The organism is Kitasatospora sp. NPDC058492 (genome assembly GCF_042720685.1).
Classification (GTDB): Bacteria; Actinomycetota; Actinomycetes; order Streptomycetales; family Streptomycetaceae; genus Kitasatospora.
On record NZ_JBHXMU010000052.1, the window covers coordinates 24,753 to 50,806 of the forward strand.

Annotated in this window: 22 protein-coding genes and 1 pseudogene; 7 read left to right on the forward strand and 16 right to left on the reverse strand. The window is 75.1% G+C overall.

Going from position 1 to position 26,054, the window contains the following annotated elements; genetic code table 11:
• Positions 1-71: 71 nt before the first annotated feature.
• Positions 72-1,325: an alpha/beta hydrolase family protein gene (locus ACFWPI_RS28960; RefSeq protein ID WP_380368767.1), complete on the forward strand. Its 1,254-nt coding sequence runs from the start codon at positions 72-74 to the stop codon at positions 1,323-1,325.
• A 113-nt stretch (positions 1,326-1,438) separates the two neighbouring features.
• Here ACFWPI_RS28960 and ACFWPI_RS28965 read toward each other — a convergent pair whose 3' ends face one another.
• Positions 1,439-1,924, reverse strand: coding sequence for a MarR family transcriptional regulator (locus ACFWPI_RS28965; RefSeq protein WP_063349774.1), 486 nt, complete (start codon positions 1,922-1,924; stop codon positions 1,439-1,441).
• Positions 1,925-2,016: 92 nt separating this feature from the next.
• Between ACFWPI_RS28965 and ACFWPI_RS28970 the strand changes: the two genes are divergently transcribed.
• Positions 2,017-2,373, forward strand: coding sequence for an HGxxPAAW family protein (locus tag ACFWPI_RS28970; protein WP_380368764.1), 357 nt, complete (start codon positions 2,017-2,019; stop codon positions 2,371-2,373).
• A gap of 96 nt (positions 2,374-2,469) precedes the next feature.
• Here ACFWPI_RS28970 and ACFWPI_RS28975 read toward each other — a convergent pair whose 3' ends face one another.
• From ACFWPI_RS28975 to ACFWPI_RS28985, 3 genes and pseudogenes are all read right to left on the reverse strand, one after another.
• Positions 2,470-3,222, reverse strand: coding sequence for a hypothetical protein (locus ACFWPI_RS28975; RefSeq protein ID WP_380368761.1), 753 nt, complete (start codon positions 3,220-3,222; stop codon positions 2,470-2,472).
• A gap of 210 nt (positions 3,223-3,432) precedes the next feature.
• A pseudogene (locus ACFWPI_RS28980) lies at positions 3,433-3,963 on the reverse strand (PadR family transcriptional regulator); the annotation flags it as partial.
• Between the two features lie 76 nt (positions 3,964-4,039).
• Entirely contained in the window at positions 4,040-6,082 is a 2,043-nt protein-coding gene (locus ACFWPI_RS28985; RefSeq protein ID WP_380368755.1) for an FAD-dependent oxidoreductase, read from the reverse strand.
• 184 nt (positions 6,083-6,266) lie between these two features.
• Between ACFWPI_RS28985 and ACFWPI_RS28990 the strand changes: the two genes are divergently transcribed.
• Positions 6,267-7,526 (forward strand): FAD-dependent monooxygenase, encoded by a 1,260-nt coding sequence (locus ACFWPI_RS28990; RefSeq protein ID WP_380368752.1) that lies wholly within the window; start codon positions 6,267-6,269, stop codon positions 7,524-7,526.
• Between the two features lie 55 nt (positions 7,527-7,581).
• On the opposite strand, the gene ACFWPI_RS28995 is transcribed toward ACFWPI_RS28990, so the two are convergent.
• The gene (locus ACFWPI_RS28995) at positions 7,582-8,157 is read right to left on the reverse strand and encodes a TerD family protein (RefSeq protein WP_063349770.1); all 576 of its coding nucleotides are present in this window, start codon (positions 8,155-8,157) and stop codon (positions 7,582-7,584) included.
• A 226-nt stretch (positions 8,158-8,383) separates the two neighbouring features.
• Here ACFWPI_RS28995 and ACFWPI_RS29000 point away from each other — a divergent pair, with 226 nt between their 5' ends.
• The gene (locus ACFWPI_RS29000) at positions 8,384-8,677 is read left to right on the forward strand and encodes a hypothetical protein (RefSeq protein WP_063349769.1); all 294 of its coding nucleotides are present in this window, start codon (positions 8,384-8,386) and stop codon (positions 8,675-8,677) included.
• Positions 8,678-8,703: 26 nt separating this feature from the next.
• On the opposite strand, the gene ACFWPI_RS29005 is transcribed toward ACFWPI_RS29000, so the two are convergent.
• Both ACFWPI_RS29005 and ACFWPI_RS29010 read right to left on the reverse strand, forming a co-directional pair.
• Positions 8,704-10,281, reverse strand: coding sequence for a glycerol-3-phosphate dehydrogenase/oxidase (locus tag ACFWPI_RS29005; protein WP_380368748.1), 1,578 nt, complete (start codon positions 10,279-10,281; stop codon positions 8,704-8,706).
• Entirely contained in the window at positions 10,278-10,892 is a 615-nt protein-coding gene (locus ACFWPI_RS29010) for a TetR/AcrR family transcriptional regulator (protein ID WP_063349765.1), read from the reverse strand. The genes ACFWPI_RS29005 and ACFWPI_RS29010 overlap by 4 nt, the downstream gene beginning before the upstream one ends.
• Positions 10,893-10,912: 20 nt before the next feature.
• Between ACFWPI_RS29010 and ACFWPI_RS29015 the strand changes: the two genes are divergently transcribed.
• Together ACFWPI_RS29015 and ACFWPI_RS29020 are read left to right on the forward strand one after the other, a co-directional pair.
• Positions 10,913-12,535, forward strand: coding sequence for an FAD-binding oxidoreductase (locus ACFWPI_RS29015; RefSeq protein ID WP_380368745.1), 1,623 nt, complete (start codon positions 10,913-10,915; stop codon positions 12,533-12,535).
• Positions 12,532-13,443 (forward strand): diacylglycerol kinase, encoded by a 912-nt coding sequence (locus ACFWPI_RS29020; protein ID WP_380425139.1) that lies wholly within the window; start codon positions 12,532-12,534, stop codon positions 13,441-13,443. Before ACFWPI_RS29015 ends, ACFWPI_RS29020 begins: the two co-directional genes overlap by 4 nt.
• A gap of 31 nt (positions 13,444-13,474) precedes the next feature.
• Here the strand turns inward: ACFWPI_RS29020 and ACFWPI_RS29025 are convergent, their stop codons facing one another.
• From ACFWPI_RS29025 to ACFWPI_RS29065, 9 genes are all read right to left on the reverse strand, one after another.
• Positions 13,475-14,395 carry a DUF6891 domain-containing protein gene (locus ACFWPI_RS29025; RefSeq protein WP_380378889.1) on the reverse strand — a complete coding sequence of 307 codons (921 nt, stop codon included), beginning with the start codon at positions 14,393-14,395 and terminating at the stop codon, positions 13,475-13,477.
• A 92-nt stretch (positions 14,396-14,487) separates the two neighbouring features.
• A complete protein-coding gene (locus ACFWPI_RS29030; RefSeq protein ID WP_380378890.1) occupies positions 14,488-15,030 on the reverse strand; it encodes a GNAT family N-acetyltransferase in 543 nt (180 codons plus the stop codon).
• 84 nt (positions 15,031-15,114) lie between these two features.
• Positions 15,115-16,473, reverse strand: coding sequence for a DUF2252 domain-containing protein (locus ACFWPI_RS29035; RefSeq protein ID WP_380378892.1), 1,359 nt, complete (start codon positions 16,471-16,473; stop codon positions 15,115-15,117).
• A gap of 177 nt (positions 16,474-16,650) precedes the next feature.
• Positions 16,651-18,243 carry a multicopper oxidase family protein gene (locus ACFWPI_RS29040; protein ID WP_380378894.1) on the reverse strand — a complete coding sequence of 531 codons (1,593 nt, stop codon included), beginning with the start codon at positions 18,241-18,243 and terminating at the stop codon, positions 16,651-16,653.
• Positions 18,240-18,710, reverse strand: a complete 471-nt coding sequence (locus ACFWPI_RS29045) for a hypothetical protein (RefSeq protein WP_380378896.1) — start codon at positions 18,708-18,710, stop codon at positions 18,240-18,242. Before ACFWPI_RS29045 ends, ACFWPI_RS29040 begins: the two co-directional genes overlap by 4 nt.
• A 267-nt stretch (positions 18,711-18,977) precedes the next feature.
• On the reverse strand, positions 18,978-21,593 hold the full coding sequence (locus ACFWPI_RS29050) for an FtsX-like permease family protein (RefSeq protein WP_380378898.1): 2,616 nt from the start codon (positions 21,591-21,593) through the stop codon (positions 18,978-18,980).
• Between the two features lie 43 nt (positions 21,594-21,636).
• The gene (locus ACFWPI_RS29055; protein ID WP_079135965.1) at positions 21,637-22,494 is read right to left on the reverse strand and encodes an ABC transporter ATP-binding protein; all 858 of its coding nucleotides are present in this window, start codon (positions 22,492-22,494) and stop codon (positions 21,637-21,639) included.
• A gap of 151 nt (positions 22,495-22,645) precedes the next feature.
• Positions 22,646-23,437 carry an aminotransferase class IV gene (locus ACFWPI_RS29060; RefSeq protein ID WP_380378900.1) on the reverse strand — a complete coding sequence of 264 codons (792 nt, stop codon included), beginning with the start codon at positions 23,435-23,437 and terminating at the stop codon, positions 22,646-22,648.
• On the reverse strand, positions 23,430-24,425 hold the full coding sequence (locus ACFWPI_RS29065) for a GNAT family N-acetyltransferase (RefSeq protein ID WP_380378901.1): 996 nt from the start codon (positions 24,423-24,425) through the stop codon (positions 23,430-23,432). The genes ACFWPI_RS29060 and ACFWPI_RS29065 overlap by 8 nt, the downstream gene beginning before the upstream one ends.
• A gap of 268 nt (positions 24,426-24,693) precedes the next feature.
• Between ACFWPI_RS29065 and ACFWPI_RS29070 the strand changes: the two genes are divergently transcribed.
• Positions 24,694-25,845: a glycosyltransferase family 4 protein gene (locus ACFWPI_RS29070; RefSeq protein WP_380378903.1), complete on the forward strand. Its 1,152-nt coding sequence runs from the start codon at positions 24,694-24,696 to the stop codon at positions 25,843-25,845.
• Positions 25,846-26,054: the final 209 nt, after the last annotated feature.

Here is a 26,054-nt window from a genome sequence, read left to right on the forward strand (position 1 = left end):
CGAACGACGGCCGCACCTGCGAAGACCGTGCGCCTCGGCCCGGTTCTGTCCAGCACACCCAGGGAGGGCCCATGACCACCACGCCGTTCACGAGCCGACACGCCATGACGCGCCGCCGCCTGCTGGGGGCCGCACTGGCCGCCGGGGCCGCCGGGGCGGCCGCACCGCTCGCCCTCGCCCACCCCGCGTGGGCTGCGGGCGGGGCCACCACCCCCGGGACCGCCACCCCCGGGTCCGCCACCACCCCCACCGGCGGCCCGGCGCGGCTCACCCTGCCCGAGCCCACCGGGCCGCACCCCGTGGGCACCGTCCCGCTGCACCTGCTCGACGCCTCCCGCCCGGACCCGCTGGCCGGCCCGGGCCGGTTCCGCGAGCTGATGGCGAGCGTCTGGTACCCCGCCCGCGAGGCCGGGGAGTACCCGCTCGCGCCCTGGATGGCCGACGGCGCACTGCGGGCGTTCCTCGCGGACACGGGCTTCGCCATCGACCCCGCCCTCGCCCCGCTCACCTCCGGCCGCGTGGGCGCCCCGGTCCACCGCGCGGGCCGCCGCCTGCCCGTCGTCGTCTACTCGCACGGCGCGCACAGCCACCGCGCCGACCACACCGTGATGGTCCAGGAACTCGCCAGCCACGGCTACGTGGTGGTCACCGTCGACCACACCCGCGACGCGATCACCGAGTTCCCCGACGGCCTGGTCCTCACCCCGGACCGGAGCATCCCGATGGGGCCGAAGGACTTCGCCGCGGACATCCGCTTCCTCCTCGACCAGGTCGACGCCCTCGCCGCCGGGCGCAACCCCGACACCGACGGCAGGCCGCTGCCCGCCGGCCTGCTGCACGCCCTCGACCCGGACCGGATCGGCATGTTCGGCTGGTCCAAGGGCGGCACGGCCACCGCCTACACCATGCTCGCCGACCGGCGCGTCCGCGCCGGGCTGAGCCTGGACGGCCCGATGCAGCCGACCATCACCACCGACCTGGACCGGCCGTTCATGATGATGACCGCCGCGTTCACCCGGGCCGGCCAGCCGGCCGTCGCCGAGTTCTGGCCGCACCTGCGCGGCTGGCGGCTCGACGTCCAGGCCCAGGGCGCCGTGCACGTCTCGTACGGCGACGACCAGGTGCTGATCCCGCAGGCCGCCAAGCTCCTCGGCCTGACCGACGAACAGGTCCGGGACATGATCGGCACCCTCGACCCGGTCCGCGCGGTGAAGATCCAGCAGGCGTACCCAGTGGCCTTCTTCGACCTGCACCTGCGGCACCGCCCCAGCCGCCTCCTCGACGGGCCGTCCGCGGCCTTCCCCGAGGTGACGTACCTGCCCTGAGACGCCGCCCTGAGACGCTGCACCAAGACGTCGCCCCGCGACGTTGCTCCACGACGCTGCACCGAGGCGCTGCTCCGAGACCGTGGCGGCCGACCCCTCCCCGGGGTCGGCCGCTACGGCGTTTCGGCCCGGATCTCATCCAGCGACTCCCGCAGCACCCCCTTGGCCCGAGTGAACCAGTCGGCGATCACCGCGGTCTCGTCCGGCGTGTAGTCGGCGAACAGCGCGCCGATCCGCTCGTAGAACGGGCCGTAGACCTGGAGGATGCGCTGCTGCGCGTCCTCCGCCATCACCACGCGGACGCGCCGACGGTCGGCCGGGTCGGCCTCGCGGCGGGCGTAGCCGGTCTTCTCCAGTCGGTTGAGCACGCCGGTCACGGCGCCGGTGGTCAGCTGCGCGCGCTCGGCGAGGTCGCCGGCGGCCAGCGGCTCCCCGGCCATCGCGGCCTCGATGACGAAGCCGAGGCAGGTCAGGTCGGTGACGTTGAGGCCGAGCCGGGCGGCGATGTCCTGCTGGCCGAACTGCGCCAGCGCGATCATCCGGTCCATCGCGTAGAGCGCCTGCTCGGGCGTCGCCCGGGGGCGCGGCTTGCCCTTCACTCGATATCTCCTTAGCATCTAAGTTACTTAGCTCGTGAGATAAACGGCCGACCCGTCCATCCCGACCCGCCCATCACACCAAACGAGGAGCAATGAGCGCACACGGCGACCACGACATGGGGCACACCATCGCCGGCTGGACCGGCTCCGTCATCGCGATCCTCGGCTTCACCGTCGCGGGCGCGGCCCTCGTCCTCGGCTCGGCCGCCGGGCTCTGGGCCGGCGGGATCCTCACCGCCCTCGGCGCGCTCGCCAGCTGGCTGCTCCACCTCGCCGGCTGGGGCAAGCCCACCGGCCCGCGCCCGCCCGCCCACCGGCACTGGCGCACCCCCGACCCGGCCGGCCGCCGGGGCCACCCCCACTGCCTCGGCTGCCGCCTCGCCGGCCGCACCCCGGCCCCGATCCGGGCGCGGGCCCCGGTTCGAAACCGGCGGCGCATCAGCGCCTGACCGGCCGACACCGCCGGCTCCGCACCCGCCCGATACAGCCCACGCCGCGGCCCCCGTCGGGCTGCCTGCCCGACGGGGGCCGTCGCGTCGTCCGGCTCAGACCGAGGTGCCCTGGGTGACGGGGGCCGTGGCGGTGGGCGGGGTGGTGCTGCCGGCGGTGGCGCCGAGGGCGCGCTGGACCTTGGCGACAGCGGCGCGGTACTGGAAGGAGGCCAGCTGGGAGGAGTCGCCGCCGCGCTGGAAGAAGCCGAAGGCCATGCCGACGGTGCCGAAGCGCTCGACGCCGACGAAGGCGTTCAGCTGGACGCCGGCCAGGGTGCCGTCGAGGCGGACGGCGGGCGCGTCCTGGCGGTCGCCGAGGGTGACCGGGGTGACGGTGAAGGTCACCGAGTCGTTGGTGCCGGCGCTGAAGGTGATGGTGTGGCAGCTCTTGAGGGCCGCGGTGGCGGCGTCGAAGTCGGTGGTGAGCTTTCCCGCGTCCTCGGCGGTGAGGGACTCGGTCACCATCGGGTTGCCGCCCGGGCCGTCCAGTTCGGCCTCGGCGTGCGGGGTCTCGGGGCCGGGGACGCCGGTGTGCATGTTGATCAGGTCGCTGAGGGCGTCGCAGCCGTTGGCCGGGGACGGCATCGTACTGGGGCCGGCGCTGGGGCTGGCCGTGCTGGGGACCTGGGTGAAGCCTGGGCCGACGTCGTCGACGGTGAGCAGGGCCGCGGTGAGTTGCTCGGAGGTGGGCAGGCCCTGGGCGGGCTGGCCGGGCGTCGCGGCCGCGGCGAGGTGGGCCGGGCCCAAGGCGACCGCCGCGGCGAGGGCGGCGGCGGCGAGGGCGTGGAGCGGCTTCGGGTGGGACATGCGGGCCCCCCGGTCGAGAGTGCGGGCAGGGACAGGCACCAGTGTCCCACCGGGCCTGATACGGGGCTCGCGGGCGCGGATCGCCGCAGGTCAGGCCCCCTGGTCCGGCTGGTCCGGCGGAAGCGGTCCGGGGGTTTCGAGCGCTTCGAGCGCTTCGAGCGCTTCGAGGGTTTCGGGGGTTTCGGGGGTTTCGGGGGTTTCGGGGGTTTCGAGCGCTTCGAGGGTTTCGAGGGTTTCGGTGAGCCACTGCACCCAGAAGGCCTCCAGTCCGATGCCCGCCCGCAGCACGGCGTGCTGGAGGCGGTTCTCCCCGGCCGTCGTCTCGGCCGGGAAGTCGTGCCGCTCGATCTCCCGGTAGTCGTCCAACTGCGCGCGGTGCAGCGCCAGGTGCCGCCGCACCTCGGCCGCCAGGCCGTCCGTACCGACCACCGCGGCGGCGCGCAGCCGTAGCAGCAGCGGTTCGCGGACGGCGCGCGGCGCGGCGCCCTCGGCCGTCCAGCGGGCGAGTTCGGCGCGGCCCTCGGGCAGGACCTCGTACTCCTTCTTCTGTCCGCGGACGGGGCCGGACGGCTGGAGGGCCCGGATCTGTCCGGAGGCCTCCAGCCGGCCCAGTTCGCGGTAGATCTGCTGGTGGGTGGCGGGCCAGAAGAAGCCGATCGACTTGTCGAAGCGCCGGGTCAGCTCCAGCCCCGAGGACGGTTTCTCCAGCAGGGCGGTGAGGATGGCGTGCGGCAGCGACATGCCGTCGATCCTAGGGCGTGCCCAAGGCGTGCCCAGGTCCTGTCCGGCCGAACAGGACCCAGCGCGCAAGGAAGGGTCAGATCGCGGCGGCCAGTTCGGTGCCCTGCTTGATGGCCCGCTTGGCGTCGAGTTCGGCGGCGACGTCGGCGCCGCCGATCAGGTGGGCCTCCAGGCCGCGCTCGCGCAGCGCCTCGTACAGGTCGCGGCGCGGCTCCTGGCCGGTGCAGAGCACCACGGTGTCCACGGGCAGCAGTTGGCGCTCGCCGTCGACGGTGAAGTGCAGGCCGGCGTCGTCGATCAGGTCGTACGTCGCGCCGGCGACCATGGTGACGCCGCGGTGCCGGAGTTCGGTGCGGTGGATCCAGCCGGTGGTCTTGCCGAGCCCGGCCCCGACCTTGCTGGTCTTGCGCTGGAGCAGGTGGACGGCGCGCGGCGGTGCGGGCCGCTCGGGGCGGCGCAGTCCGCCGCGCTCGCGGTACTCCGGGTCGATGCCCCACTTGGCCTGGAACACGGCCGGGTCGAGGCTGGCCGCGTCGCCCGGGTCGGTGAGGAAGCCGGCCACGTCGAAGCCGATGCCGCCCGCGCCGAGGATGGCGACCCGCTCGCCGACGGGGGCGCCGCCGCGCAGGACGTCGAGGTAGCCGAGCACGCTGGGGTGGTCAACTCCTGGGAGGTCGGCGGGGGTTCGCGGGGTGACGCCGGTGGCGAGGACGAGTTCGTCGAAGTTCTCGGCGGCGAGCTGCTCGGCGGTGGCGGTGGTGCCGAGGCGCTGGGTGACGGCCAACTCGGCGAGCCGGGTGCGGTAGTAGCGCAGCGTCTCGTCGAACTCCTCCTTGCCGGGCACGAGTCGGGCGGTGTTCAGCTGCCCGCCGATCGCCGCGGCGGAGTCGAACAGGGTGACGTCGTGGCCGCGTTCGGCGGCGGAGACGGCGAAGGCGAGCCCGGCCGGTCCGGCTCCGACGACGCCGATGCGCTTGCGCAACCTGGTGGGCGCGAGCACGAGTTCGGTCTCGTGGCAGGCGCGCGGGTTGACCAGGCAGGAGGTGATCAGGCCGCTGAAGGTGTGGTCGAGGCAGGCCTGGTTGCAGCCGATGCAGGTGTTGATGGCGTCGGCGCGGCCGTCTTCCGCCTTGGCGACGAAGTCGGCGTCGGCGAGCAGCGGGCGGGCCAGCGAGACCAGGTCGGCGCAGCCGTCGGCGAGCAACTGCTCGGCGATTTCCGGGGTGTTGATGCGGTTGGTGGTGACCAGCGGGATGCCGACCGTGCCCATCACCTTCCTGGTCGCCCAGGCGAAGGCGCCGCGCGGCACGGAGGTGGCGATGGTGGGGATGCGGGCCTCGTGCCAGCCGATGCCGGTGTTGATGATGGTCGCCCCGGCGGCCTCGACGGCCTGGGCGAGGCGGACGACCTCGTCGAGGGTGGAGCCGCCGGGCACCAGGTCGAGCATGGAGAGGCGGTAGACGATGATGAAGTCCTCGCCGATCCGCTCGCGGACGCGGCGGACGATCTCCACCGGGAAGCGCATCCGGCGCTCGTACGGGCCGCCCCACTCGTCCTCGCGCCGGTTGGTGGCGGCGACGACGAACTCGTTGATCAGGTAGCCCTCGGAGCCCATGACCTCGACGCCGTCGTACCCGGCGCGGCGGGCGAGTTCGGCGCAGCGGACGAAGTCCTCGATGGTCTGCTCGACCTGTGCGGCGGTGAGCTCGTGCGGGACGAAGGGGCTGATCGGGGCCTGGAGGGCGCTGGGGGCGACGAGGTCGCGGTGGTAGGCGTAGCGGCCGAAGTGCAGGATCTGCAGGGCGATCTTCCCGCCGGCGGCGTGCACGGCGTCGGTGACGACGCGGTGGCGGTCGGCTTCGGCCTCGGTGGTGAGCATCGCGCCGCCCTCCCAGGGGCGCCCGGCCTCGTTGGGGGCGATGCCGCCGGTGACGATGAGGCCGACGCCGCCGCGGGCCCGTTCGGCGTAGAAGGCGGCCATCCGCCGGTAGCCGTCGGGGGCCTCCTCCAGGCCGACGTGCATGGAGCCCATGACGACGCGGTTGGGCAGGGTGGTGAAGCCGAGGTCGAGCGGGCTGAGCAGGTGCGGGTAGCGGCTGCTGCCGGGGGTGGTGCTCATCGACGTCTCCTGGGGGCGGCGGGGGTCGTTGTTACCGCAGGGTAGGGGACGGTGGCTCGATGTGCAACTAGTTGCATAACGGGGTCGCGGGCCGGGGCCCCGCGCTCTGCCGGTTCCCACCAACTCGCGGACATGATCCGCGTATTGTCAGATCGATAGTGTGGGCAGCTGGGAGAGGACCGCCATGCGGGATAGCTCGATAGCCGTGATCGGCGGCAGCATCGCCGGAAGCGCCTTCGCCGGGGCCGCCGCCCGGCTGGGAGCGGACCGGATCGTGGTCCTGGAACGCAGCGAGGGCCAGCTGGAGGACCGCGGCGTCGGGATCTGCATCAACGACGACCGCTTCGACGAACTGGTCCGCGCCGGCCACCTCCACGACGGCGTCCGCCGCCACCGCCTCACCGTCCGCCGCTGGGTCACCCGGGAGACGGCCGAGGACCGCGGCGGCGACGGACCGGACGGGCGCGGGCGGGTGCTCTGGAACCAGCCGATGCCGTTCCACTCCCACCACTGGGCCGTCCTCTGGCAGGCCCTGCGCGAACGCACCCCCGACCGGATCGAGTTCCGGCAAGGCCACACCGTCACTGCGGCCGGCGCCGACCAGGACGGCGCCTGGACGGCCGGCCCCGACGGCACCCGCGAACCGTACGACCTGGTGATCGGCGCCGACGGCTACCGCTCGGTGGTCCGCGCGGCGGTCTGCCCGCAGGCCCGGCCCGACTACGCCGGGTACGTGTGCTGGCGCGGCAGCTACGACGCCGCACTGCTGGCGGAGCTGCCCGGCGGGTCCGCGGCCTGGCCGGAGGACGAGTGCGCCACCGTCTGCTACCCCGGCGGCCAGGTCGTGATCTACCGCATCCCCGGGCTCACCCCCGGCAGCACCCAGGTGAACTGGGTCTTCTACGCGCCCACTCCCGCCTGGCTGCGCCTCGACGGCCCGACCAGCATCCCGGCGGGCACCCTCACCGACGGGCAGCTGGACGACCTGCGCCGGCTCGCCGAACGGCACCTGCCGCCGTACTGGGCCGCCCTGGTCACCCTCACCCCGCGCGAGCGGACCTTCCTCCAGCCCGTCTACGACCTGGAGACCCCGCGCCGCACGGCCGGCCGGCTGCTCCTCGGCGGGGACGCGGCCACCGTCGTCCGCCCGCACAACACCAGCGGCGCGGTGAAGGCCTTGCAGGACGCGCACGCCTTCGAGCAGGCCGGGCGGGCCGCCGCCGCGCACGGCGACTCCTGGCCGTCCGTGCTGGCCGCGTACGACCAGGAGCGGGGCGTGGTCGGGCGGGAGCTGGTGGAACTGGGCCGACGGCTCGGCCGGGAGCAGGTCGCCGCCGCACCGGACTGGTCGACCATGGACGAGCCGGGGATGGTCGCCTGGTGGCACGGCCAGCTCACCGGCAGCGGGGGTTTCGGCGGCCACGCCCTCGGGCGTCCCGAGTGAGCGTGGGCCGCACAGGCCCGTGGCCGCCGAAACCCCGTCAGATCACCTGCTGCGATCAGACGTTGACGCCGTAGTCGGTCGCGATGCCGCGCAGACCGGAGGCGTAACCCTGCCCTATGGCGCGGAACTTCCACTCCGCGCCGTTGCGGTACAGCTCACCGAAGACCATCGCGGTCTCGGTGGACGCGTCCTCGCTGAGGTCGTAACGGGCGATCTCCTGGCCGTTGGCCTGGTTCAGCACCCGGATGAACGCGTTGCGGACCTGCCCGAAGCTCTGCAGCCGGGCGTCGGCGTCGTAGATCGACACCGGGAAGACCACCTTCGCCACGTCGGCCGGCACCCGCGCCAGGTCGACCTTGATCTGCTCGTCGTCGCCGTCGCCGCCACCGGTCAGGTTGTCGCCGCTGTGCTCGACCGAACCATCGGGGCTGCGCAGGTTGTTGAAGAAGACGAAGTGCTGGTCCGAGACCACCTTGCCGAGCGCGTTGCAGAGCAGCGCGCTGGCGTCCAGGTCGTAGTCGGCGCCAGTGGTGGTGCGCACGTCCCAGCCGAGACCCACGATCACGGCGCTCAGACCGGGCGCCTCCTTGCTCAGCGAGACGTTGCCGCCCTTGGCCAGCGAAACTCCCACAATGCCCTCCTCGATCTCTCCCTGCGGACGAATCTACAACACTGTAGAGATCACGGGAATCCACCTGCGGTCGGGGCCCACCCCGGGGATTTCTCAGGGGCTCCACCGGGAACCACCCGCCGCCCCGGCCGCCGCACCCGCCGGGCCGAGACCCGGTGGCCACCCTAGACTGGCGGTGGATCCCCTGGTCCGCCCCGACCGGCGGCCCCCGCGCGGGAGGTTCCCCATGCGCCAGCGGTACAGCTTCCACTTCGACCAGGCCGGGCACTCGGTCACCGTCAACGTCCGCTCCGGCTGGATCACCGAGACCGAGCTGCTGGTGGACGGCAAGGAATGCGCCTTCCACCGCGTCCACGGGCACGGCGTCTACCCGCTGACGCTCGCCGCCCAACTCGCCGAGGAGCCGCCGCTGCCGCTCTCGGTACGGCTGGACCGCACGGGCGCGGCCGAGCACCCGTACTCCTGCGTCCTGGAGGTCGCGGGAGCCGAGCACCCGATGCCGGAGCGCGCGGCGCGCTGAGCGCCATCTCCCGGGCGACTTGCCCGCTACAGTCGCTGCGCCACGATCTCCTCGATCGCCTTCCGGGCCCGCTCGGCGTCCTCGGCGACCAGACCGATCCTGGTCCGGCGGTCGAGCACGTCGGCGACGTCCAGCGCGCCCTCGTGCGTGACGGCGTAGGCGACCTCGGCGCGCGTCACGTCCAGGCCTTCCGCGATCGACGTCAACTCCCCGGCGGCCACCACCTCCTGGGACGATCCGCCGTAGCGGGCGAGCAGCGAGCCGGGCACGGCGCCCGCCGGGAGCGGACGGCTGTCCCGGTGGGTCGGGGCCCCGACCAGCGGCAGGCGGGCCGTCCAGCAGGCCCGGGCCGGCAGGCCGCGCAGCCGGACGGCGGCGTCCACCGCGTCCTCGGCCATCCGCCGGTAGGTGGTGAGCTTGCCGCCGACCACCGTGACCAGCCCGGACGGCGACTCCAGCACCGCGTGCTCCCGGGAGATGTCGGCGGTGCTGCCGCCCCCGGTGTCGATCAGCGGCCGCAGCCCCGCGTACGCGCCGCGCACGTCCGCCCTGGTCAGCGCGGTGCTCAGGGCGGCGTTGACGGTGTCGAGCAGGAAGGCGAGCTCCCTCTCGGCGGGCTGCGGCTCGTCCGGGATCGGACCGGGCGCGTCCTCGTCGGTCAGCCCGATCGCCACCCGGCCGAGCTGCTGGGGCAGCGCGAAGACGAAGCGGCTGGTCGAACCGGGCACCGGCACGGTGAGCGCCGCGGTCGGGTGGCCGAGCGCGGCGGCGTCCACCAGGAGGTGGGTGCCCCGGCTGGGGCGCAGCCTGATCGACGGGTCCACCTCGCCCGCCCAGACGCCGGTGGCGTTGACCACCGCGCCGGCCTCGACGGTCAGCGACTGCCCGGTGACGGTGTCGGTGAGCCGGGCGCAGCCGCCCGTCACGGACTCCGCCCGCACCCTGGTCAGCACGGTGGCGCCGTACTGCGCCGCGGTCCGCGCCAGCGCCACCACCAGCCGGGCGTCGTCCACGAGTTGGCCGTCGTGCGCGACCAGCGCGCCGGACAGTCCGGCGGTCCGCACGCCCGGCACCAGCTGCCGCGTCCGCGCGGCGCCGATCCGGCGCACCCGGGGCAGCAGCGCGCCCGGCGTCCCGGCACCGAGCCGCAGCGCGTCCCCGGCGTGGAAGCCCACCCGGATCAGCGAGGCCTGCCCGGGGCGCAGCAACCCCGGGAGCAGCGGCACCAGTTGGGGCAGCGCGCGGATCAGGTGCGGGGCGGTGCGGGTCATCAGCACGCCGCGCTCGATCGCGCTCTCCCGGGCCACCCCGATCCGCCCGGAGGCGAGGTAGCGCAGGCCGCCGTGCACCAGCTTGGAGCTCCAGCGGCTGGTGCCGAACGCCAGGTCGCGGGACTCGACCAGCACCGTGCGCAGCCCGCGCGAGGCGGCGTCCAGGGCCACCCCGGCGCCGGTGACTCCGCCGCCGATCACCAGCAGGTCGACCCGCGGGCGGTCCCCCAGCGCTTCGAGTTCCGCCCGGCGCCGGCCGGCGTCGAGTCGGCTGGAGCCGGCGTAAGGAGCGGCGGAGCGAGCGGCGGAGGATCCGGCGGGCGTCGAGGTCATGGCGCGAGGTATCCGTTCAGTGCTCTGGTCAGTTCGCGCCGCCAGGCGGCCTCCGGCAGCAGGGAGGCGACCATGCGGTGCGACTGGACGGTGGACTGGGCGATCAGCAGGACCATGGCGGCCAGTTCGACCGGCTCCCCTGACCGGATCGAACCGTGCGCCTGCCCCTGTTCGATGCCGGCCCGCAGCGCCTCCAGCAGGCCGCGCTGGCTGGTGCCGAGCCGCTCGACGACGTATTCCAGCAGCAGGTCGGAGTCGGCGGAGCGCAGCAGCGCGCCGAGCACCGGGTGGTCCCGCAGCCGGACGGCCACCTCGACGACCCCGTCGACGAAGGCCTCCCGGCCGATCGGGGCGCCGTCGCCCCCGAGGGTCAGGGCGACGCCCTCCCGGGTGGCCCGGATCTCCCGGGTGAGCAGGGCGCCGATCACCGCCCGGACGTCCGGCCAGCGCCGGTAGACGGTCGGCCGGCTGACCCCGGCGCGGCGGGCGATCTCCGCCAACTGCGTTCGGCGCACGCCGAGATGGACGATCAGGTCGGCGGCGGCGTCCAGGATCGCGTCGTCGGTGCTGCGCGCGGGACTGCCAGGGGGCTCGGCGTTACTACTTGACATGATGTGTGAAACTGTAACGCATGGCATCTGAGACGCAAGCGGGACCGGCCGGCGCCGCGCTGCCGCTCCCCCCGATGAAGTGGGACGCCTGGGGCGACCCGGCCCTCGCCAAGGAGCTGTCCGCGGACATCAAGGGACTGCTCGCCGCCGCCCTCGGCGTCACCGGCGACGCCACCCCCGGACCGGCCGCCGACGAGGTCGTCCTGCACCCCTCGCGGATCGCCGCCGACGACCTCAAGGCCCTCGCCGCCGCCGTCGGCGAGACCAACGTCAGCGCCGCCGACGCCGACCGGCTCCCCCGCGCCGGCGGCAAGTCCACCCCCGACCTGCTGCGCCGCCGCAGCCGCGACCCCCAGGACGCGCCCGACGCCGTCGTGCTGCCCGGCGACGAGCAGGAGATCGCCGCCGTCCTCGCGCTCTGCGCCGAACGCCGCATCGCCGTCGTCCCGTTCGGCGGCGGCACCAGCGTCGTCGGCGGCCTCGACCCCGAACGCGGCGGCCTCACCGCCGTCATCTCGCTCGACCTGCGCCGCCTCGACCGGCTCCACGACCTCGACGAGACCTCCGGCGAGGCCGTCCTCGGCGCCGGCCTCACCGGCCCCGCCGCCGAGGCCCTGCTCGCCGAGCGCGGCTACGAACTCGGCCACTACCCGCAGAGCTTCCGCTACGCCACCCTCGGCGGCTTCGCCGCCACCCGCTCCTCCGGCCAGGACTCGGCCGGCCACGGGCGCTTCGACGAGATGGTCCGCGGTCTGCGCGTCGTCACCCCCGCCGGTGTGCTCGACCTCGGCCGCGCCCCCGCCTCCGCCGCCGGCCCCGACCTGCGCGAGCTCTTCCTCGGCTCCGAAGGCACCCTCGGCGTCATCACCGCCGTCCGCCTGCGCGTTCACCCGCTGCCCGCCGTCAAGGCCTACGAGGCCTGGAGCCTGCCCGACTTCGCCACCGGCAGCGCCGCCCTGCGCGCCGTCGAACAGGCCGGCACCGGCCCCACCGTCATCCGGCTCTCCGACGAGGCCGAGACGATGGTCAACCTCGCCACGACCGAACAGATCGGCGGCGCCCCCGCCATCACCGGCTGCCTCGCCGTCACCGTCTTCGAAGGCACCGCCGAACAGGTCGCCACCCGCCACCGGCTCACCCGCGACACCCTGCTCGCCACCGGCGCCACCTCTGTCGGCGAGGCCCCCGCCCGGGCCTGGGAACACGGCCGCTTCAACGCCCCCTACCTGCGGGACTCCCTGCTCGGCGCCGGCGCCCTCTGCGAAACCCTGGAGACCGCGACCAGTTGGAGCCGGCTCCCGCAGCTGCGGACCGCCGTCACCGAGGCCCTCACCACCGCCCTGCCCGGCGCCCTCGTCCTCTGCCACATCTCGCACGTCTACCCGACCGGCGCCTCGCTCTACTTCACCGTCGTCGCCGCCCTCGGCGAGGACCCGCTCACCCGGTGGGCCGCCGCCAAGCGCGCCGCCGGCGACGCCATCGTCACCGCCGGCGGCACCATCACCCACCACCACGCCGTCGGCGCCGACCACCGGCCCTGGATGAGCGACGAGATCGGCGAGCTCGGCGTGCGCATCCTGCGCGCCGTCAAGGCCGAACTCGACCCGGCGGGCATCCTCAACCCCGGCAAGCTGATCCCGTGACCGGCGGTCCGCGAGCCATCAGGCGAGTGGCCGTCCTCAGCAACCCGGGGGCGGGCGCCGCCCCCGCCGCGCCCGCCGCCCACCGGGCCGTCGCCCGTCTGCACGCCCTCGGCCTCCAGGTCGACCGGCACGCCGGCCGCGACCCCGAGGACGCCGTCCGCCTCGCCCGCCGGGCCGTGGCGGACGGCGTCGACGCCGTCGTGGCCGTCGGCGGCGACGGCATGGTCAACCTCGCGCTCCAGGCCGTCGCCGGCACCGCCGTCCCGCTCGGCGTGATACCCGCCGGCACCGGCAACGACCACGCCCGTGCCTACGGAGTCCCGCTCGCCACCCCCGAAGCCGCCGCCGACGTCGTCGCCGCCGGACGCACCAGGACCGTCGACCTCGGCCTGGTCACCGCCGCCGACGGCACCACCCGCTGGTACGGCTCCGTCCTCGCCACCGGCTTCGACTCGCTGGTCAGCGACCGTGCCAACCGCCTGCGCTGGCCCCGCGGCCGGATGCGCTACAACCTGGCCATCCTCGCCGAGTTCGCCAACCTGCGCCCGCTGCCCTTCCGCATCACCCTCGCCGACGGCACCGTCATCGAACGCGACCTCACCCTGGCCGCCGTCGGCAACACCCGCAGCTACGGCGGCGGCATGCTCATCTGCCCCGACGCCCTCCCGGACGACGGCCTCCTCGACCTCACCCTCGTCGCCGCCATGCCCCGGCTGCGCATCGCCCGCTTCTTCCCCACCCTCTTCAAGGGCACCCACACCACCCACCCCGAAGTCACCACCCACCGCACCGCATCCCTGCGGATCGACTCCCCCGCCATCACCGCCTACGCCGACGGCGAGTTCATCGCGGCCCTCCCCGTCGACGTGAGCGCCGCCCCCGGCGCCCTCCACCTCCTGGTGCCGTGACCCACCCGTCTCCCCGTCGGAGCCGCGAGCCTCACCCGGTCAGGCGGCGGCGCCAGAGGAGCGGGCGGATCTCTATCGCATGGGAGGGGTCGGCGTTCCAGCGGGCGGGCAGGCCGGCCTCGGTGAGCGCGGCGGCCACCTCGTGACCGATGGCGGTGGTGGTCAGCGGGGAGGCGTCGAAGCCGCCGTAGCGGAGGGCGAGGCCGTGGCCGGCGGCGGCGGAGTCGGTGGACTGGGTATGGAAGTAGACGTAGCCGCGGGCGTCCGGCGCCCCGGCGGCGGCGATCTCGGCGTCGCCGCAGGAACCGCAGCAGCTGAAGTGCTCCCGGGCGGTGATGCCGGCCTCCGCCAGGGCGGCGAAGGCCCGGGTGAGGCGTTCCGGGTCGGTCTCGCCGATCCAGCCGGTCTGCTCGCCGACGCGCTCCAGCCAGAGCCGGTCGGCCAGTTGCTCAGCCTGGTCGCGGGAGGGCGGGCGGTGGTCGCCGGAGACCAGGTGGTCCTCGGCGAGTTCGGCGAGCTCGGCGCGGGTGGTGTAGCCACCGGCCAGGGTGAGGCGCAGCCGGTCGTGCAACTGTCGCAGGTCCTCGGCCGGCAGGTCGAGCGGCGGGGCGGGCTCGGACTGCGGGCCCAGGTCGAGCGGCTGCCAGTCCAGGCCGTCGCCCCAGCCCGGCTCGTGCCGCGCCCAGTCCGTCATCGCGGCGATGACCGCCTCGGGACCGTCGGTGCGCACCTCGAAGTGCCGGGCGGCGGAGCCGTCGCGGTGTTCGAGCGTGTACTCGCCGCCTTCGGCGTGCCACACCTGGATGAAGACGTCCGGCAGGTCCGGTATCCGCTGGGCGACCAGGAAGCGGTCGCCCTTCGCGCCGATCCGCCGCACCAGCCGCGCCAACTCGGCCGCCTCCACCCGGAGGTGGCGCGTCCCGTCGTTCTCCTGCACCCCGATCGCCAGCATGTGGATCACCCAACCACACGCCACTGACAACGGCGCCGAGCCGCGGGACGCGCCTGTCGTCAGGCTGTTCCCGGCTCGTTCCCGGCCCGCCGTCAGCCCGCCCGCTGCTCGCGGCGGAGGCGGAACAGCACGTTGGGCCGCAGCGGGCCCTCGGGGGCGGTCGGGTCCTCGAAGTCGTCGGCGGGGTCGGACGTCATGCCGAGGCGGCGCATGACGGCCTGCGAGCGGTGGTTGGTCGCGGTGGTGACGGCGAGGATCTCGGGGAGGCCGAGGGCGTCGAAGCCGTGGGCGAGGACGGCGCGGGCCGCCTCGGTCGCGTAGCCGTGGCCCCAGGCGGCGCGGGCGAGGCGCCAGCCGATCTCGACGCCGGTGAAGGGCAGGCCCTCGTCGACCTCGTCGAGGCCGGCCAGGCCGACGAACTCGCCGGTGGCGCGCACCTCGACGGCCAGCCAGCCGTATCCGCGCACCGCGGTCTCGGCCTCGAAGCGCGCCACCGAGGCGTCGCACTGCTCGCGGGTGAGGACGTCCCCGAGGTGCTCGCGGACTTCGGGGTCGGCGTTCATCGCGGCCCAGGGTGCGAGGTCGGTGTCCCGCCAGGGGCGCAGGAGCAGGCGGTCGGTGCGCAGTTCGGTCATGCGGGCCAGCCAATGCCGACCGCGCCCGCCGGGGCAACCCGTTTTCCGCACCCCCGCACCCCTGCCCCCGGGGGCGCGCCGTGCTCAGACGCCCGGGGTCGCGGCGATCCGGCCGGCGTCGATCGCGGCGACCAGTTCGGCGTGGTCGAGCGCCGTCTGGTCGGCGTACCGGACGGAGAAGTCGGCGATCGCCTCGGCGAAGGCGTCCGCGCCGCCCAGGTAGCCGGCGATGGCGAGGCGGTCGCCGGTGCGCGCGTGGGCGCGGGCGAGGGTGCGGCCGCACAGGTCGGCGTAGGCGCGCAGGCCGGACGGGGCCAGGTCGGCGACCTCGACCGAGCCCTTCATGTCGCGCAGTTGGCGGCCGTAGAAGTGGCGCCCGGCGGGGCCGACGGTCCAGCCGAGGAAGATGTCGCCGGCGGCCTGCATGAGGTGCTGGCCGGTGACGACACGGCGCCCGCCGCGGTGGACGGAGACCTCGGCGTCGACCCGGGTGGGCGGCAGGTGGTCCTCCAGGACGGACCGCCCGGCCTCCTTGAGCTGGAGGAACAGCGGGTCGCGGGTGTCCCGGCCCTCCAGCAGGACGATGTAGCAGCGGGTGCCGACGCTGCCGACACCGACGACCTTCATCGCCGCGTCGACGAAGCGGTAGCGGTCGAGGAGGACGCGACGGTCCTCGGCGAGGGCGGCCCGGTAGTCGCTGAACACCTTGCCGATGTCGCGCAGTTCGTTCTTCTTCAGCGGTTCGACGAGCGGTGGCGCGCTGATGATGCGCCGCTGCCCGTCGCGTTCCTCGGTGAGCTTGCCGAAGGCGTGCAGGCTGGTGCGGCGGCGGGCCTGGGCGAGGTCGGCCTCGGCGCGCTTGCGCTGCCGGGGTTTGCGGAGCAGCGCCAGCAGGTCGCCGGCGTCGATCCGGGAGTACCAGACGTCGAGTTCGCCGAGCCCGGCGAGGCGGCGCATGGCGGTGGCGTAGCCCTGGACGGCGGTGCGGGCGGCGCGGTGGGCGCGGTCCTCGTCCTGTCCGTGGTCGCGGGCGGCGACGGCGATGCTGGCGGCCAGCCGTTTGACGTCCCACTCGAAGGGGCCGGGGTGGGTCTCGTCGAAGTCGTTGACGTCGAAGAGCAGGGCGCGTTCCGGCGAGGCGAACAAGCCGAAGTTCACCAGGTGGGCGTCGCCGCAGAGTTGGACGGTGAGGCCGGTGTCGGGGACGGCGCCGAGGTCGGCGGCCATGACGGCGGCGGCGCCGCGCAGGTAGGTGAAGGGGGTGTCGGCCATCCGCCCGTAGCGGATCGGCAGCAGCCGGGCGACCCGGCCCTCGCCCTGGCGCACCAGCACCTCGACCGGGTCGGGCCGGTCGGCGGCGGGGATCCACCGCCCGTGGGCGGAGCGGGAGACGCGGTCACGGGCGGCCCGGCCGTGCCGGCGGCGTTCGGCGGGGGTGGTCATGCGCGGCTCCTCGGTCGGCGGGACGGCGGGGACGGCGGGGAGACGAAACGGCGAAACGGCGGGCGGGGTGCGTCTCCCCGCGACGCTAGGCCACGAGTGCCGGAACGCGCACCGCGCGCCCTCCGGCACTCGGCCGACCGGATGAAGCCCGCCGGACGAAGCCCCCCGGCCCCCGGCTCACTGCACGGTGAAGTCCGCCATCATCGCCATGTCCTCGTGCTCCAGGTTGTGGCAGTGCATCATGTACGTCCCCTGGTAGTCGGTGAAGCGCACCAGGACCTCGACCGCCTCGGCCGGGCGCAGGTCGACGGTGTCCTTCCAGCCGCCGTCGTACGGGCCCGGGTCGCGGCCGTTGCGGCTGAGCACCTGGAACTGGTTGAGGTGGACGTGGACGGGGTGGTGCAGGTCGGAGGTGAAGCGCCACCGCTCGGTGCTGCCGAGGGCGGGCCGGGCGAGGTCGTGGCCGGGCCGGTACAGGTCGCCGTTGATGGTCCAGCCGTAGCTGCCGCTGCGCCGGAAGATGAACTTGCGGGTGACGTCGACGGCGGAGGCGTCCAGTTCCTCGACCGCGGACAGCTTGTCGGGCACGGTCGAGTCGTCGCCGACCTTCTTGCCGGAGACGTCGAAGCGCATCACCTCCGCCGTACGGCCGCTGCCGAAGAGGTTGAGCAGGCGCACCGAGGTGCCCGGGGCGTAGCGGGAGAAGTCGACGACGATGTCGAAGCGCTCGGCGGGGGCGATCTCCAGCACGTCGTGGGCGATCGGGGCGGCGAGCAGGCCGCCGTCGGAGCCGATCTGGACGAGGGCGTCGCCGCCGGAGGGCTGCGGGTCGAGCCGGAGCCGGTAGGGGCGGGCGTTGGAGGCGTTGAGCAGACGCAGCCGGTAGCGGGCGCGGTCGACGTCGAGGCGGGGCCAGGGGGCGCCGTTGACGAGGATGACGTCGCCGAGGACGCCGTTCATGTAGTCGTCGGTGACGCCGGGCGAGGCGAGGTCCTCGTCGATGGCGGGGTAGCGGAAGGAGCCGTCCTCGGTGAAGGAGCGGTCGGCGAGCATCAGCGGGAGGTCGCGGTCGCCGCGCGGCAGCGGCAGGGCGCTCTCCTCGTCGTCGTGGACGAGGTGGAAGCCGGCCAGGCCGCGCCAGACGCCGGGGCCGGTGAAGCCCATCCGGTGGTCGTGGTACCAGAGGGTGGCGGCGCGCTGCTTGCCCGGGTAGGTGTGGGTGCGCTCGCCCTCCGCGGTGCGCCCGGCCTCGTGGCCCATCCCCGCCATGCCGGGCATGTCGGACATCCCCGGCATGCCCGCCGCCCTCTGGCCCGCGCCGGAGGAGCCGACCGGCAGCAGCAGGTCGACGGGGTAGCCGTCGCTGTCGGCCGGGGTGTGGCCGCCGTGCAGGTGGACCACGGACGGCACCGGCAGCTCGTTGCGGTGCTTGACCACCGCCGCCCGGCCGGACCGGGTGACCACCGTCGGCCCGGGGAAGGTGCCGCCGTACGTCCAGGCCTCGGTCCTGACGCCGGGCAGGATCTCCAGCTCGGCGACCCGCTGGGTGATCTCGTAGTAGTCGGCCGTCGCGTCGGTGCGCACCGGCTGGAGCACCGCGGGCACCGGCAGCGGCACCTGGAACGGCTCGGGCAGGTCGAGGCCGCTGCTGAGCAGCCGGCCGGGGTGGCCCTCGGCGAACAGCCGGGCGGCGGCGGGGCCGGCGACGGCGGCCAGCGCGCCCGCGCCGAGGACGGAGGCGCCGACGCCCAGGAACCGTCGACGGTTCACTTGGACACCTCCAGCGGCCCGCCGGGGCGCGGCAGGCGTCCGCTGCCGTCCGGCTCGGGCAGGTGGTCCGCGCGGGCGGGCAGCGGCAGCCGCCAGGCGCCGACCAGCCCGAACAGGACCCCGCTGACCAGCAGCACCCCGAGGGTGACGTGCACGCTGATCGACCGCGCGTAGCCGGCCGCGATCTGGCCGACGACGGCGACGGTCAGCACGGCGGTGGTCCACAGCGGCCAGAGCGGGCCGCGGCCGGGCCGGCGCACCAGCGCGGCCGCCACCAGTTGGCAGAGGACCACGGTGGCCAGCGTCATCGCGTTGCCCTCGTGGTCCTTGAGGGACTCGTAGGTGCCGTTGAGGAAGCTGCCGGCCAGCATGACCTGGAGCAGGGCCAGGACCGCCAGGGTGGTCGCGGTGATGCGCAGCAGGATCAGCGGCCAGCGGGGCGCGGCGGCCGCGGGAGGACTGCTCATGTCGGGCTACTCTCTGCTTCGGCGGGTCGGGCGGGTCCGACGGGGCGGGCGAGAGCGTAGCTGATCCGACATCACGATCAGCTCCAATAAAGGGGTTTGGACTTTCCCGGCTACCCCATTGCGCCTACTCGGCCCGGCTTTTGTCACCCGTACGAGCGAGGCTCTGGTGCGCCCGTCCAGCGATCCTCAAGCAGGTGCCGTGACCAGCCCGAAGGGCCCCTTCCGGCGGTACCGGACGGGGCCCTTCGGGCTTTTCACGGGCCTCGGCTACTGCCGGGCGGCGCCCAGCGCCACCGGGCGGGTGCGCAGCAGGGCCCGGGCGGGCAGCCCGGTCGCGCCGAGGCAGAGCAGGACGGCTCCGGCGGCCAGCGGCAGGGCGAGCGCCGGCGGGATGTACGGGGAGGAGTTGGCGACGCCCCGGGCGATCGGGACGAGGGCGATCCAGGCGATCCCCCCGCCGATCACCAGGCCGGTCGCGGCGACCAGCAGCGCCTCCCAGCGCATCATGCCGCGCACCTGGCGCCGGGTGGTGCCGGCCAGTCGGAGCAGGGCGACCTCGCGGCGCCGGTCGAGGACGGTCATCACCAGGGTGTTGACGGCGGTGACGGCGGCGAACCCGCCGAGCACGCCGGCCATCACGGTGTTGGCCCAGGCGTTCAGCTCCATCATCTTGTCGGACTGGGCGACGAATCCGGCCCGGTCGGTCACGGTCGCCCCGCCGGGGCCCGCGAGGCCCGCCAGCGCGGCCGCCACCGCCGTACGGTCGGCGCCCGGCGCGTCGGCGACCAGCACCTGGCTGTCGTACCCGGCGGTGACGTGCCCGGCGACGACCGCCCGGGGCAGCAGCACCTGGCCGAAGCCGAGCCCGCGGTCGTAGACGGCGACCACGGCGGGCTGCACCGGGGTGCCGTCGCCGAGCCGCAGCGGCACCCGGTCGCCGACCTTGACGTCCAGGGCGTCGGCCAGCGTGGCGTCCAGGGCGACGGTGTCGGCGGCGCGGCCCAGGTCGGCGAGCGAACCGCTGCGCACGCCCAGGTCGAGCACCCGGGACAGCCGGGCCGGGTCGCCGTCGACGCCGAGCGCGGTGGCGGAGCCGAGCTGCATGTCGTGGGTGTACACGGCGGCGGTGCGCAGCACGCCGACCGCGGCGTCCACACCGGGCACCTTGGCGGCCCGGGCGGCGGTGCCCGCGGGCAGGCCGGGGCCGGTGGAGCCGATCACGTGGTCGGCGACGATGCCGTCCCGCACGTTCGCGCCGGTGGCGTGGCTGATGGTGCTCTGGAGGAACAGCAGGGTGCCGCAGAAGGCGGTGACCAGCACGATCGGGGTGATCGCGGAGGCCAGCCGGCGGGCGTTGGCTCGGGTGTTGTCGGCGGCCAGCGAGCCGGGGGCGCCGCCGGCCCGCAGCGGGGCGCCGAACACCGCGGCGGCGACCCGCGCCACCCAGGGGCCGAGCAGCGCGACGGCCAGCATGAAGCACATGACCACGCCGAGCGCGGTGTTGGCGGCGTTGATGCCGTCCAGGGCGGCCGCGAAGGCGGCGGCCACCACGCCGCCGACGGCGAAGAGCAGCCCGAAGACGGTCCGCACCACGCCGGGGTGGCCCGGTTCGACGGCGGCCGCGCCGAGCGCCTGACCGGGGCGCAGCTTGGCGGGGCGGCGGGCGGCCAGGAAGCCGGCGGTCAGCGCGGCGAGGGTGCAGATGAGGACGGCGGCGAGCATCGGCAGCGGGCCGACGTCCAGCCGCACGCCCTGCGGCACGGCGCCGCGCGAGGTCAGTTCGTCGAACCACCAGCGGGCCAGGGCCAGTCCGGGCAGGATGCCGAGCGCCCCGGCGACCGGCGCGACCAGCATCGCCTCGGTGGCGATGGTGCGGCGGATCTGCCGCGGGGTGGCGCCGATGGCGCGCAGCAGGGCGAACTCGCGGGCGCGCTGGCCGGTGGCCAGGGCGACGGTGCTCATCACGACGAAGATCGCGGTCATGGTGGCGTAGCCGCCGAAGCTGCCGCCGAGCCCCATCAGCAGGGTGCGGGCCTCGCCGATGGCGGGCTGTTCGACGGTGCCGCGGCCGCCGCCGGTGAAGACCTTGGCGCCGCCGCTCTCGGCCTTGGCCTCCAGGCCGATGGCCGGGGTGCCGGCGGCCTTGGTGTCCACGGCCTTGGTGCCGGGGGCCTGGGCGTCGAGGGCCTGGCGGACCTGCGCGACCAGCGCGGCGCGGTCCACGCCCTCGCGCGGCTGGACGGCGATCGCGTCGATCCGGCCGGGGTGGCCGGAGAGGCGGTCGGCGGTGGCGTCGGCGAACCAGGCGGTGGGGCCGGCCGACTGGGCGGCGGCCAGGCCGGAGACCCGGTAGTCGCCGGTGCCGCCGGGGGCGGTGAGGGTGAGCTTCGCGCCGGGCGCGAGGTGGGCGGCGCGCGCCGTGTCGGCGTCCAGCACCACCTCGTCGGCGCCGGGCGCACGGCCCTCGACCAGTTGGTCGGCCGGGCCGGCGATGCCGAGCGCGGCGAAGCCCCGGCCGGTCAGGGCGGGGGTGCCGGCGCCGGCCGGCAGCGGAAAGGCGCTGTCCGGGCGGGCCGCGGCGACCCCGGGCAGTGCGGCGATCCGGCCCACCAGGGCGGCGTCCGTCCGGGCCCGCTCGGGGGTGGTCTGCTCCCTGGTCTCGGTGTCGCGGCCGACCTTGGCGGTGATCCGCACCATCGGGTCGGCCGCGACCACCACCGGGGTGCCCGCGTACCGCTGCGGTGCGACGCTCGCGGTCAGTCCGGTCTGCAGCAGCACGCCGCAGGCCACCACCACGGCGGCGCCCAGCAGCAGGGCGACCAGGGTGCCCACGAAGGAGGCGGGTCGAAAGCGCACCGAGGCGCGCGCCAGTCCGTTGCTCATGCCCCTGCCCCGTTCCACTCGTCGATCGGTCCACGCCACCCGTTCACGCCGCGACCCCCACCGGGCGGGCGGTGAGCGAGACCATCCGGTCGGCGACGGCCTGCGCCTGCGGGTGGTGCAGCTCGTCGACGAGCGCGCCGCCGGCCAGGAACAGCGCCCGGTCGGCGAACGAGGCCGCCACCGGGTCGTGGGTCACCATGACCACCGTCGCGCCCAGGTCGTCCACGGCGCGCCGCAGCAGGCCCAGCACCTCGTGCGCGGTGCGGGTGTCCAGCGCGCCGGTCGGCTCGTCGGCGAACACCACGTCCGGGTCGGTGATCAGCGCGCGGGCGATCGCCACCCGCTGCTGCTGGCCGCCGGAGAGCTGGCCGGGCCGCCGCTTGGCGTGCTCGCCGAGGCCGACCTGGGCCAGCAGCTCCCGGGCCCGGGCGCGATCCTGGCGCTCGCCCGCCAGCCGCTGCGGGAGCAGCACGTTCTGCTCCACCGTCAGCGAGGGCAGCAGGTTGAAGGACTGGAAGATGAAGCCGATCCGGCTACGGCGCAGCTTGGTGAGCCGGTCCTCGCTCAGCCGGGTGATGTCCTCGCCGCCGAGGCGGATCTCCCCCTGGTCGGGCTTGTCCAGGCCCGCCGCGCACTGCAGGAAGGTCGACTTGCCGGAGCCGGACGGGCCCATCACGGCGGTGAAGGTGCCCCGGGCCAGCGCCAGGTCGATCCCGCGCAGCGCGTGCACGGTCTCGGCGCCGCGGCCGTAGGTGCGGCGCACCCCGCGCAGCTCGATCGCCGGACGGGCGCCCTGCTCGGTGTACGGGCCGCCGCCGTACGCCCCCGTCGCGTACGGTCCGGCGGCGTGCGGTCCGGCGGCGTACGGCTCGGTCGATGGGCGGTCGTGGCGGCGTGCCATGGGTGGGCCTTCCTTCGGGGATCGTCGGTGGTCGTCGACGGGTTCCACGTTAGAAAAGGCCAGGCCGGCGGACCATGGAGGCCGCTGGCGGACCGGGGGTGGGGATATCCCCACCCCCCTCCGGGGGCCTGCGGGCCGGCGCCGGGCGGGCTCACACCGGGTCGGCGGCGATCTCCCCGTAGGCGGTGGCGAGTTCGGCGAGCACGGGGTGCGCCGGGTCGAAGGCCGTACCGTCGACCGCGGCCAGCGGCCGGACGCCGACACCCGCGTTCACCGCGAACGCCGCCGTGAAGCGGCCCAGCCCGGACGCGTCCACCCGCTCGCGCGACTGCGGCCCGCCGTACGCGCCGGCCAGCAGCGCGGCGGTCACCCCGGGCAGGCTCGGGCCGTCCGGCCAGACCAGTCGGCGGCCGTCGAGGAAGCCGACGTTCCAGGTGGCGCCCTCGACCACCCCGCCGCCGTCCGGCTCCACCAGCAACACGTCGTCGTAGCCGTCGAGTTGGGCCCGCCTGCGGTGGTGGACCAGGCCGAACAGGCCGACGTGCTTCACCTCCGGCAGCTCCCGCCGGTACCCGACCGTGCGCACCCGCAGCGGGGCCGGCGCGGCCACCGCCGCCGGGCGGGTGGTCAGCAGCAGCCGCGGCGCCGCCGGGCCGCCGGGGCGCTCCAGGCCGAGCTCCGGGTCGTACACCGTCACCCGGACGATCACCGGCGCGCCGCCGGCGGGCAGCACCGCGCGGATCCGCTCCCGCACCGCCGCCCGGTCCAACTCGGCGGCGAACAGCACCCCGCAGTCCCGGAGCAGCCGGTCCAGGTGCAGCGCCAGGCCCCGGACCCGGCCCGCCTCGACGCGCAGGGTGGTGAAGTGCCCATAGTTCAGCAGCCCCAGTGCGGCCAGCCGCGCCGGGTCGGCCGGCACGCCGTCGATCTCGATCTCAGCCATCCCCCGAGTCTGCCAGCCCCGGCGCCGCCGCCACCGGGGCCTCCGCTCTCGGCGCCGGGGGCGGGGTCGGCGCCGCCGGGGCCTGGGTCGCCGCCGGGCGGTACGGGCTGACCACCTGGCGGCCCGCCGCCAGGGCCAGCTGCTCGAAGTGCTCGATCTTGTAGGCCAGCCCCTCCGGCTCCCCGGCGTCCGACCACCGCCACGCCTCCGCCCACCACTGCGGGCCGCGCACCAGCGGCCGGCCCGCGAGCGCCAGATGCAGCGCCAGGGTCGAACGCGCGTACTCGTGCACCCAGCCGTCGGCCGCCCGGTAGTCGGGCGTCTCGTCGAGCCGCAGCCAGCGGCCCTCGCAGCCGGCGGCGAGCATCGGCACCCAGCCCCAGCCCCGGTCCGCGACCAGCAGGTGCAGCCAGCCGCCCTCCTCGCACACCCGGTACGGCGGGAGCTGCGGCATCCGGGCCAGGGCCAGCGAACGCTTCCAGCCGACCACCCAGAGGCCGCGGCGCAGGTAGTAGCGGACGGCGTGCTGCCAGGACCAGTGCGCCTCCAGCCGGAAGCCGGGCAGGCCCTCCGCGGCGGCCGCCGCGTACACCTCGTCCAGCGCCCCGGCGGCCAGCCCCCGGCCGCGCGCCTCCGGAAGCAAGTAGAGGGAGGAGACGGCGAGTTGGCCGGGCCCCTTGGTCCAGTTGTCCACCGCCACCGTGCCGGCCGCGGCGCCGCCCTCGTCCAGCACCCAGTAGCGGCGCCGGTAGAGCTCGCCGCCGGGCCACTCCCGGCCGCTCTCCCCCAGCCGCTCGCGCCACCGGCGCTCGGCCTCCGGCGTCAGCGCGTCCGGGGCCACCAGCTCCCCCAGCTCGCCCTCCACCAGGGACGTCAAGTCCCAGAGGGCGAACCGCCGTTCGTCCCCCTCGGCGACCGCCCGCAGCCGCGGCCCCGCCGCCAGCCGGTCCTGCGCCCGCTCCACCGCCGCATCCCACGACCTCACCACGCCGACACGATAGCGGGAGCGCGGGCACTTTCCGTAATCCGACGAACACCGAACGTCAGATCGGATGCGAAGGTCTCCGGGCGAAGGCCCCGACGGATGGTAGGGGAAACCCGACCAGAGGACTCGACCTGACCGTGATGACCAGGCTGACCTGCGACGATGCAATGAACGGGTGATGAATCGGCACGACTCCCCGGACCCGCGACCGCTGCCGGCCGGCCCTGGTGCCAGCGCCTTCTCCGACACCGAACCGAGGTCTCACCCGCCCATGGGCAGCACACTCATCGTCACCAACGACTTCCCGCCCCGCCAAGGCGGCATCGAAACCTTCGTCCACGCCCTGGCCACCCGGCTGCCCCACTCCGACGTCGTGGTCTACACCTCCGCCGAACCGGGCGCCGATCGGCACGACGCCGCCCTCCCCTTCCCGGTGATCCGCGACCGGACCCGCACCCTGCTGCCCACCGCCCGGGCCACCCGCCGCGCCGCCGAGATCGCCCGCGCCCACGGCTGCGACCGGGTCTGGTTCGGCGCCGCCGCCCCGCTCGCCGCGATGGCCCCCGGCCTGCTCCGCCAGGCCGACGGCATCCAACGCACCGTCGCCACCACCCACGGCCACGAGATCTGGTGGGCCCGGACCCCCGGCGCCCGCCGCCTGCTGCGCCGGATAGGCCGCAGCATCGACGTCGTCACCTACCTCGGCGAGTACACCCGCGCCCGGATCGCCCCCGCCCTCGGCCCGGACGCCCAACTGGCGCGCCTCGTCCCGGGCGTGGACCCGGACCGCTTCCGGCCCGGCGCCGCCGGCGCCCGGCGGGCCCGCACCGGGCCGGTGATCCTCTGCGTCGCCCGGCTCGTCCCGCGCAAGGGGCAGGACGTCCTGATCCGCGCCCTGCCGGCGATCCGCCGGGCCGTCCCCGGCACCGTCCTCGTCCTCGTCGGCCAGGGCCCGTACGAGGACCGCCTGCGCGCGCTCGCCCACCGGTGCACCGAGCCCGGCAGCGTCGAATTCGCCGGCGGCCTCGACCACGCGGCCACCGCCGCCCACTACGCCGAGGCCGACGTCTTCGCCATGCCGTGCCGTACCCGCCGGGCGGGCCTCGAAGCCGAAGGCCTCGGCATCGTCTACCTCGAAGCGGCCGCCGCCGCCCTACCCGTCGTCGCCGGCCGATCCGGCGGCGCCCCCGACACCGTCCTCGACGGCGTCACCGGCACCGTCGTCGACGGGCGCGACCCGGCCGACGTGGCCGCCGCCCTCACCCGTCTCCTCCTCGCCCCGCCGGCGGACCGCGCCCGGATGGGCACCGCCGGCCGCGACTGGGCCACCACCCACTGGTCCTGGACCGCCTCCGCCCACCGCCTCGCCCACCTGCTCGACCCCACCCGGTCCGTTCCGGATGCCCTCGCCGGACTCGCCTGACACTTTCGGACGCGCCAACATCGCTTTGTTCAAAGGGAGTTCGAGCCACAATGACACCCACTCACCGACATGCGGGCGATCATCGAGTCAGGGGGGGCGATGGCTGTCGAATGCGCCCGCAGGATGCGCCTTCAGCGCGCGAAGTTCCTTACGCGCAGCAGGCGCACCCTTTTTCATCATATGAATATTTGCCTTCCGTTTTTCAATCT

Coding starts and splice junctions, on each gene's coding strand:
- ACFWPI_RS28960 (WP_380368767.1), top strand. CDS start 72: ATGACCACCACGCCGTTCACGAGCCGACACGCCATGACGCGCCGCCGC.
- ACFWPI_RS28970 (WP_380368764.1), top strand. CDS start 2,017: ATGAGCGCACACGGCGACCACGACATGGGGCACACCATCGCCGGCTGG.
- ACFWPI_RS28975 (WP_380368761.1), bottom strand. CDS start 3,222: ATGTCCCACCCGAAGCCGCTCCACGCCCTCGCCGCCGCCGCCCTCGCC.
- ACFWPI_RS28985 (WP_380368755.1), bottom strand. CDS start 6,082: ATGAGCACCACCCCCGGCAGCAGCCGCTACCCGCACCTGCTCAGCCCG.
- ACFWPI_RS28990 (WP_380368752.1), top strand. CDS start 6,267: ATGCGGGATAGCTCGATAGCCGTGATCGGCGGCAGCATCGCCGGAAGC.
- ACFWPI_RS29000 (WP_063349769.1), top strand. CDS start 8,384: ATGCGCCAGCGGTACAGCTTCCACTTCGACCAGGCCGGGCACTCGGTC.
- ACFWPI_RS29005 (WP_380368748.1), bottom strand. CDS start 10,281: ATGACCTCGACGCCCGCCGGATCCTCCGCCGCTCGCTCCGCCGCTCCT.
- ACFWPI_RS29010 (WP_063349765.1), bottom strand. CDS start 10,892: ATGTCAAGTAGTAACGCCGAGCCCCCTGGCAGTCCCGCGCGCAGCACC.
- ACFWPI_RS29015 (WP_380368745.1), top strand. CDS start 10,913: ATGGCATCTGAGACGCAAGCGGGACCGGCCGGCGCCGCGCTGCCGCTC.
- ACFWPI_RS29025 (WP_380378889.1), bottom strand. CDS start 14,395: ATGCTGGCGATCGGGGTGCAGGAGAACGACGGGACGCGCCACCTCCGG.
- ACFWPI_RS29030 (WP_380378890.1), bottom strand. CDS start 15,030: ATGACCGAACTGCGCACCGACCGCCTGCTCCTGCGCCCCTGGCGGGAC.
- ACFWPI_RS29035 (WP_380378892.1), bottom strand. CDS start 16,473: ATGACCACCCCCGCCGAACGCCGCCGGCACGGCCGGGCCGCCCGTGAC.
- ACFWPI_RS29045 (WP_380378896.1), bottom strand. CDS start 18,710: ATGAGCAGTCCTCCCGCGGCCGCCGCGCCCCGCTGGCCGCTGATCCTG.
- ACFWPI_RS29050 (WP_380378898.1), bottom strand. CDS start 21,593: ATGAGCAACGGACTGGCGCGCGCCTCGGTGCGCTTTCGACCCGCCTCC.
- ACFWPI_RS29055 (WP_079135965.1), bottom strand. CDS start 22,494: ATGGCACGCCGCCACGACCGCCCATCGACCGAGCCGTACGCCGCCGGA.
- ACFWPI_RS29060 (WP_380378900.1), bottom strand. CDS start 23,437: ATGGCTGAGATCGAGATCGACGGCGTGCCGGCCGACCCGGCGCGGCTG.
- ACFWPI_RS29070 (WP_380378903.1), top strand. CDS start 24,694: ATGGGCAGCACACTCATCGTCACCAACGACTTCCCGCCCCGCCAAGGC.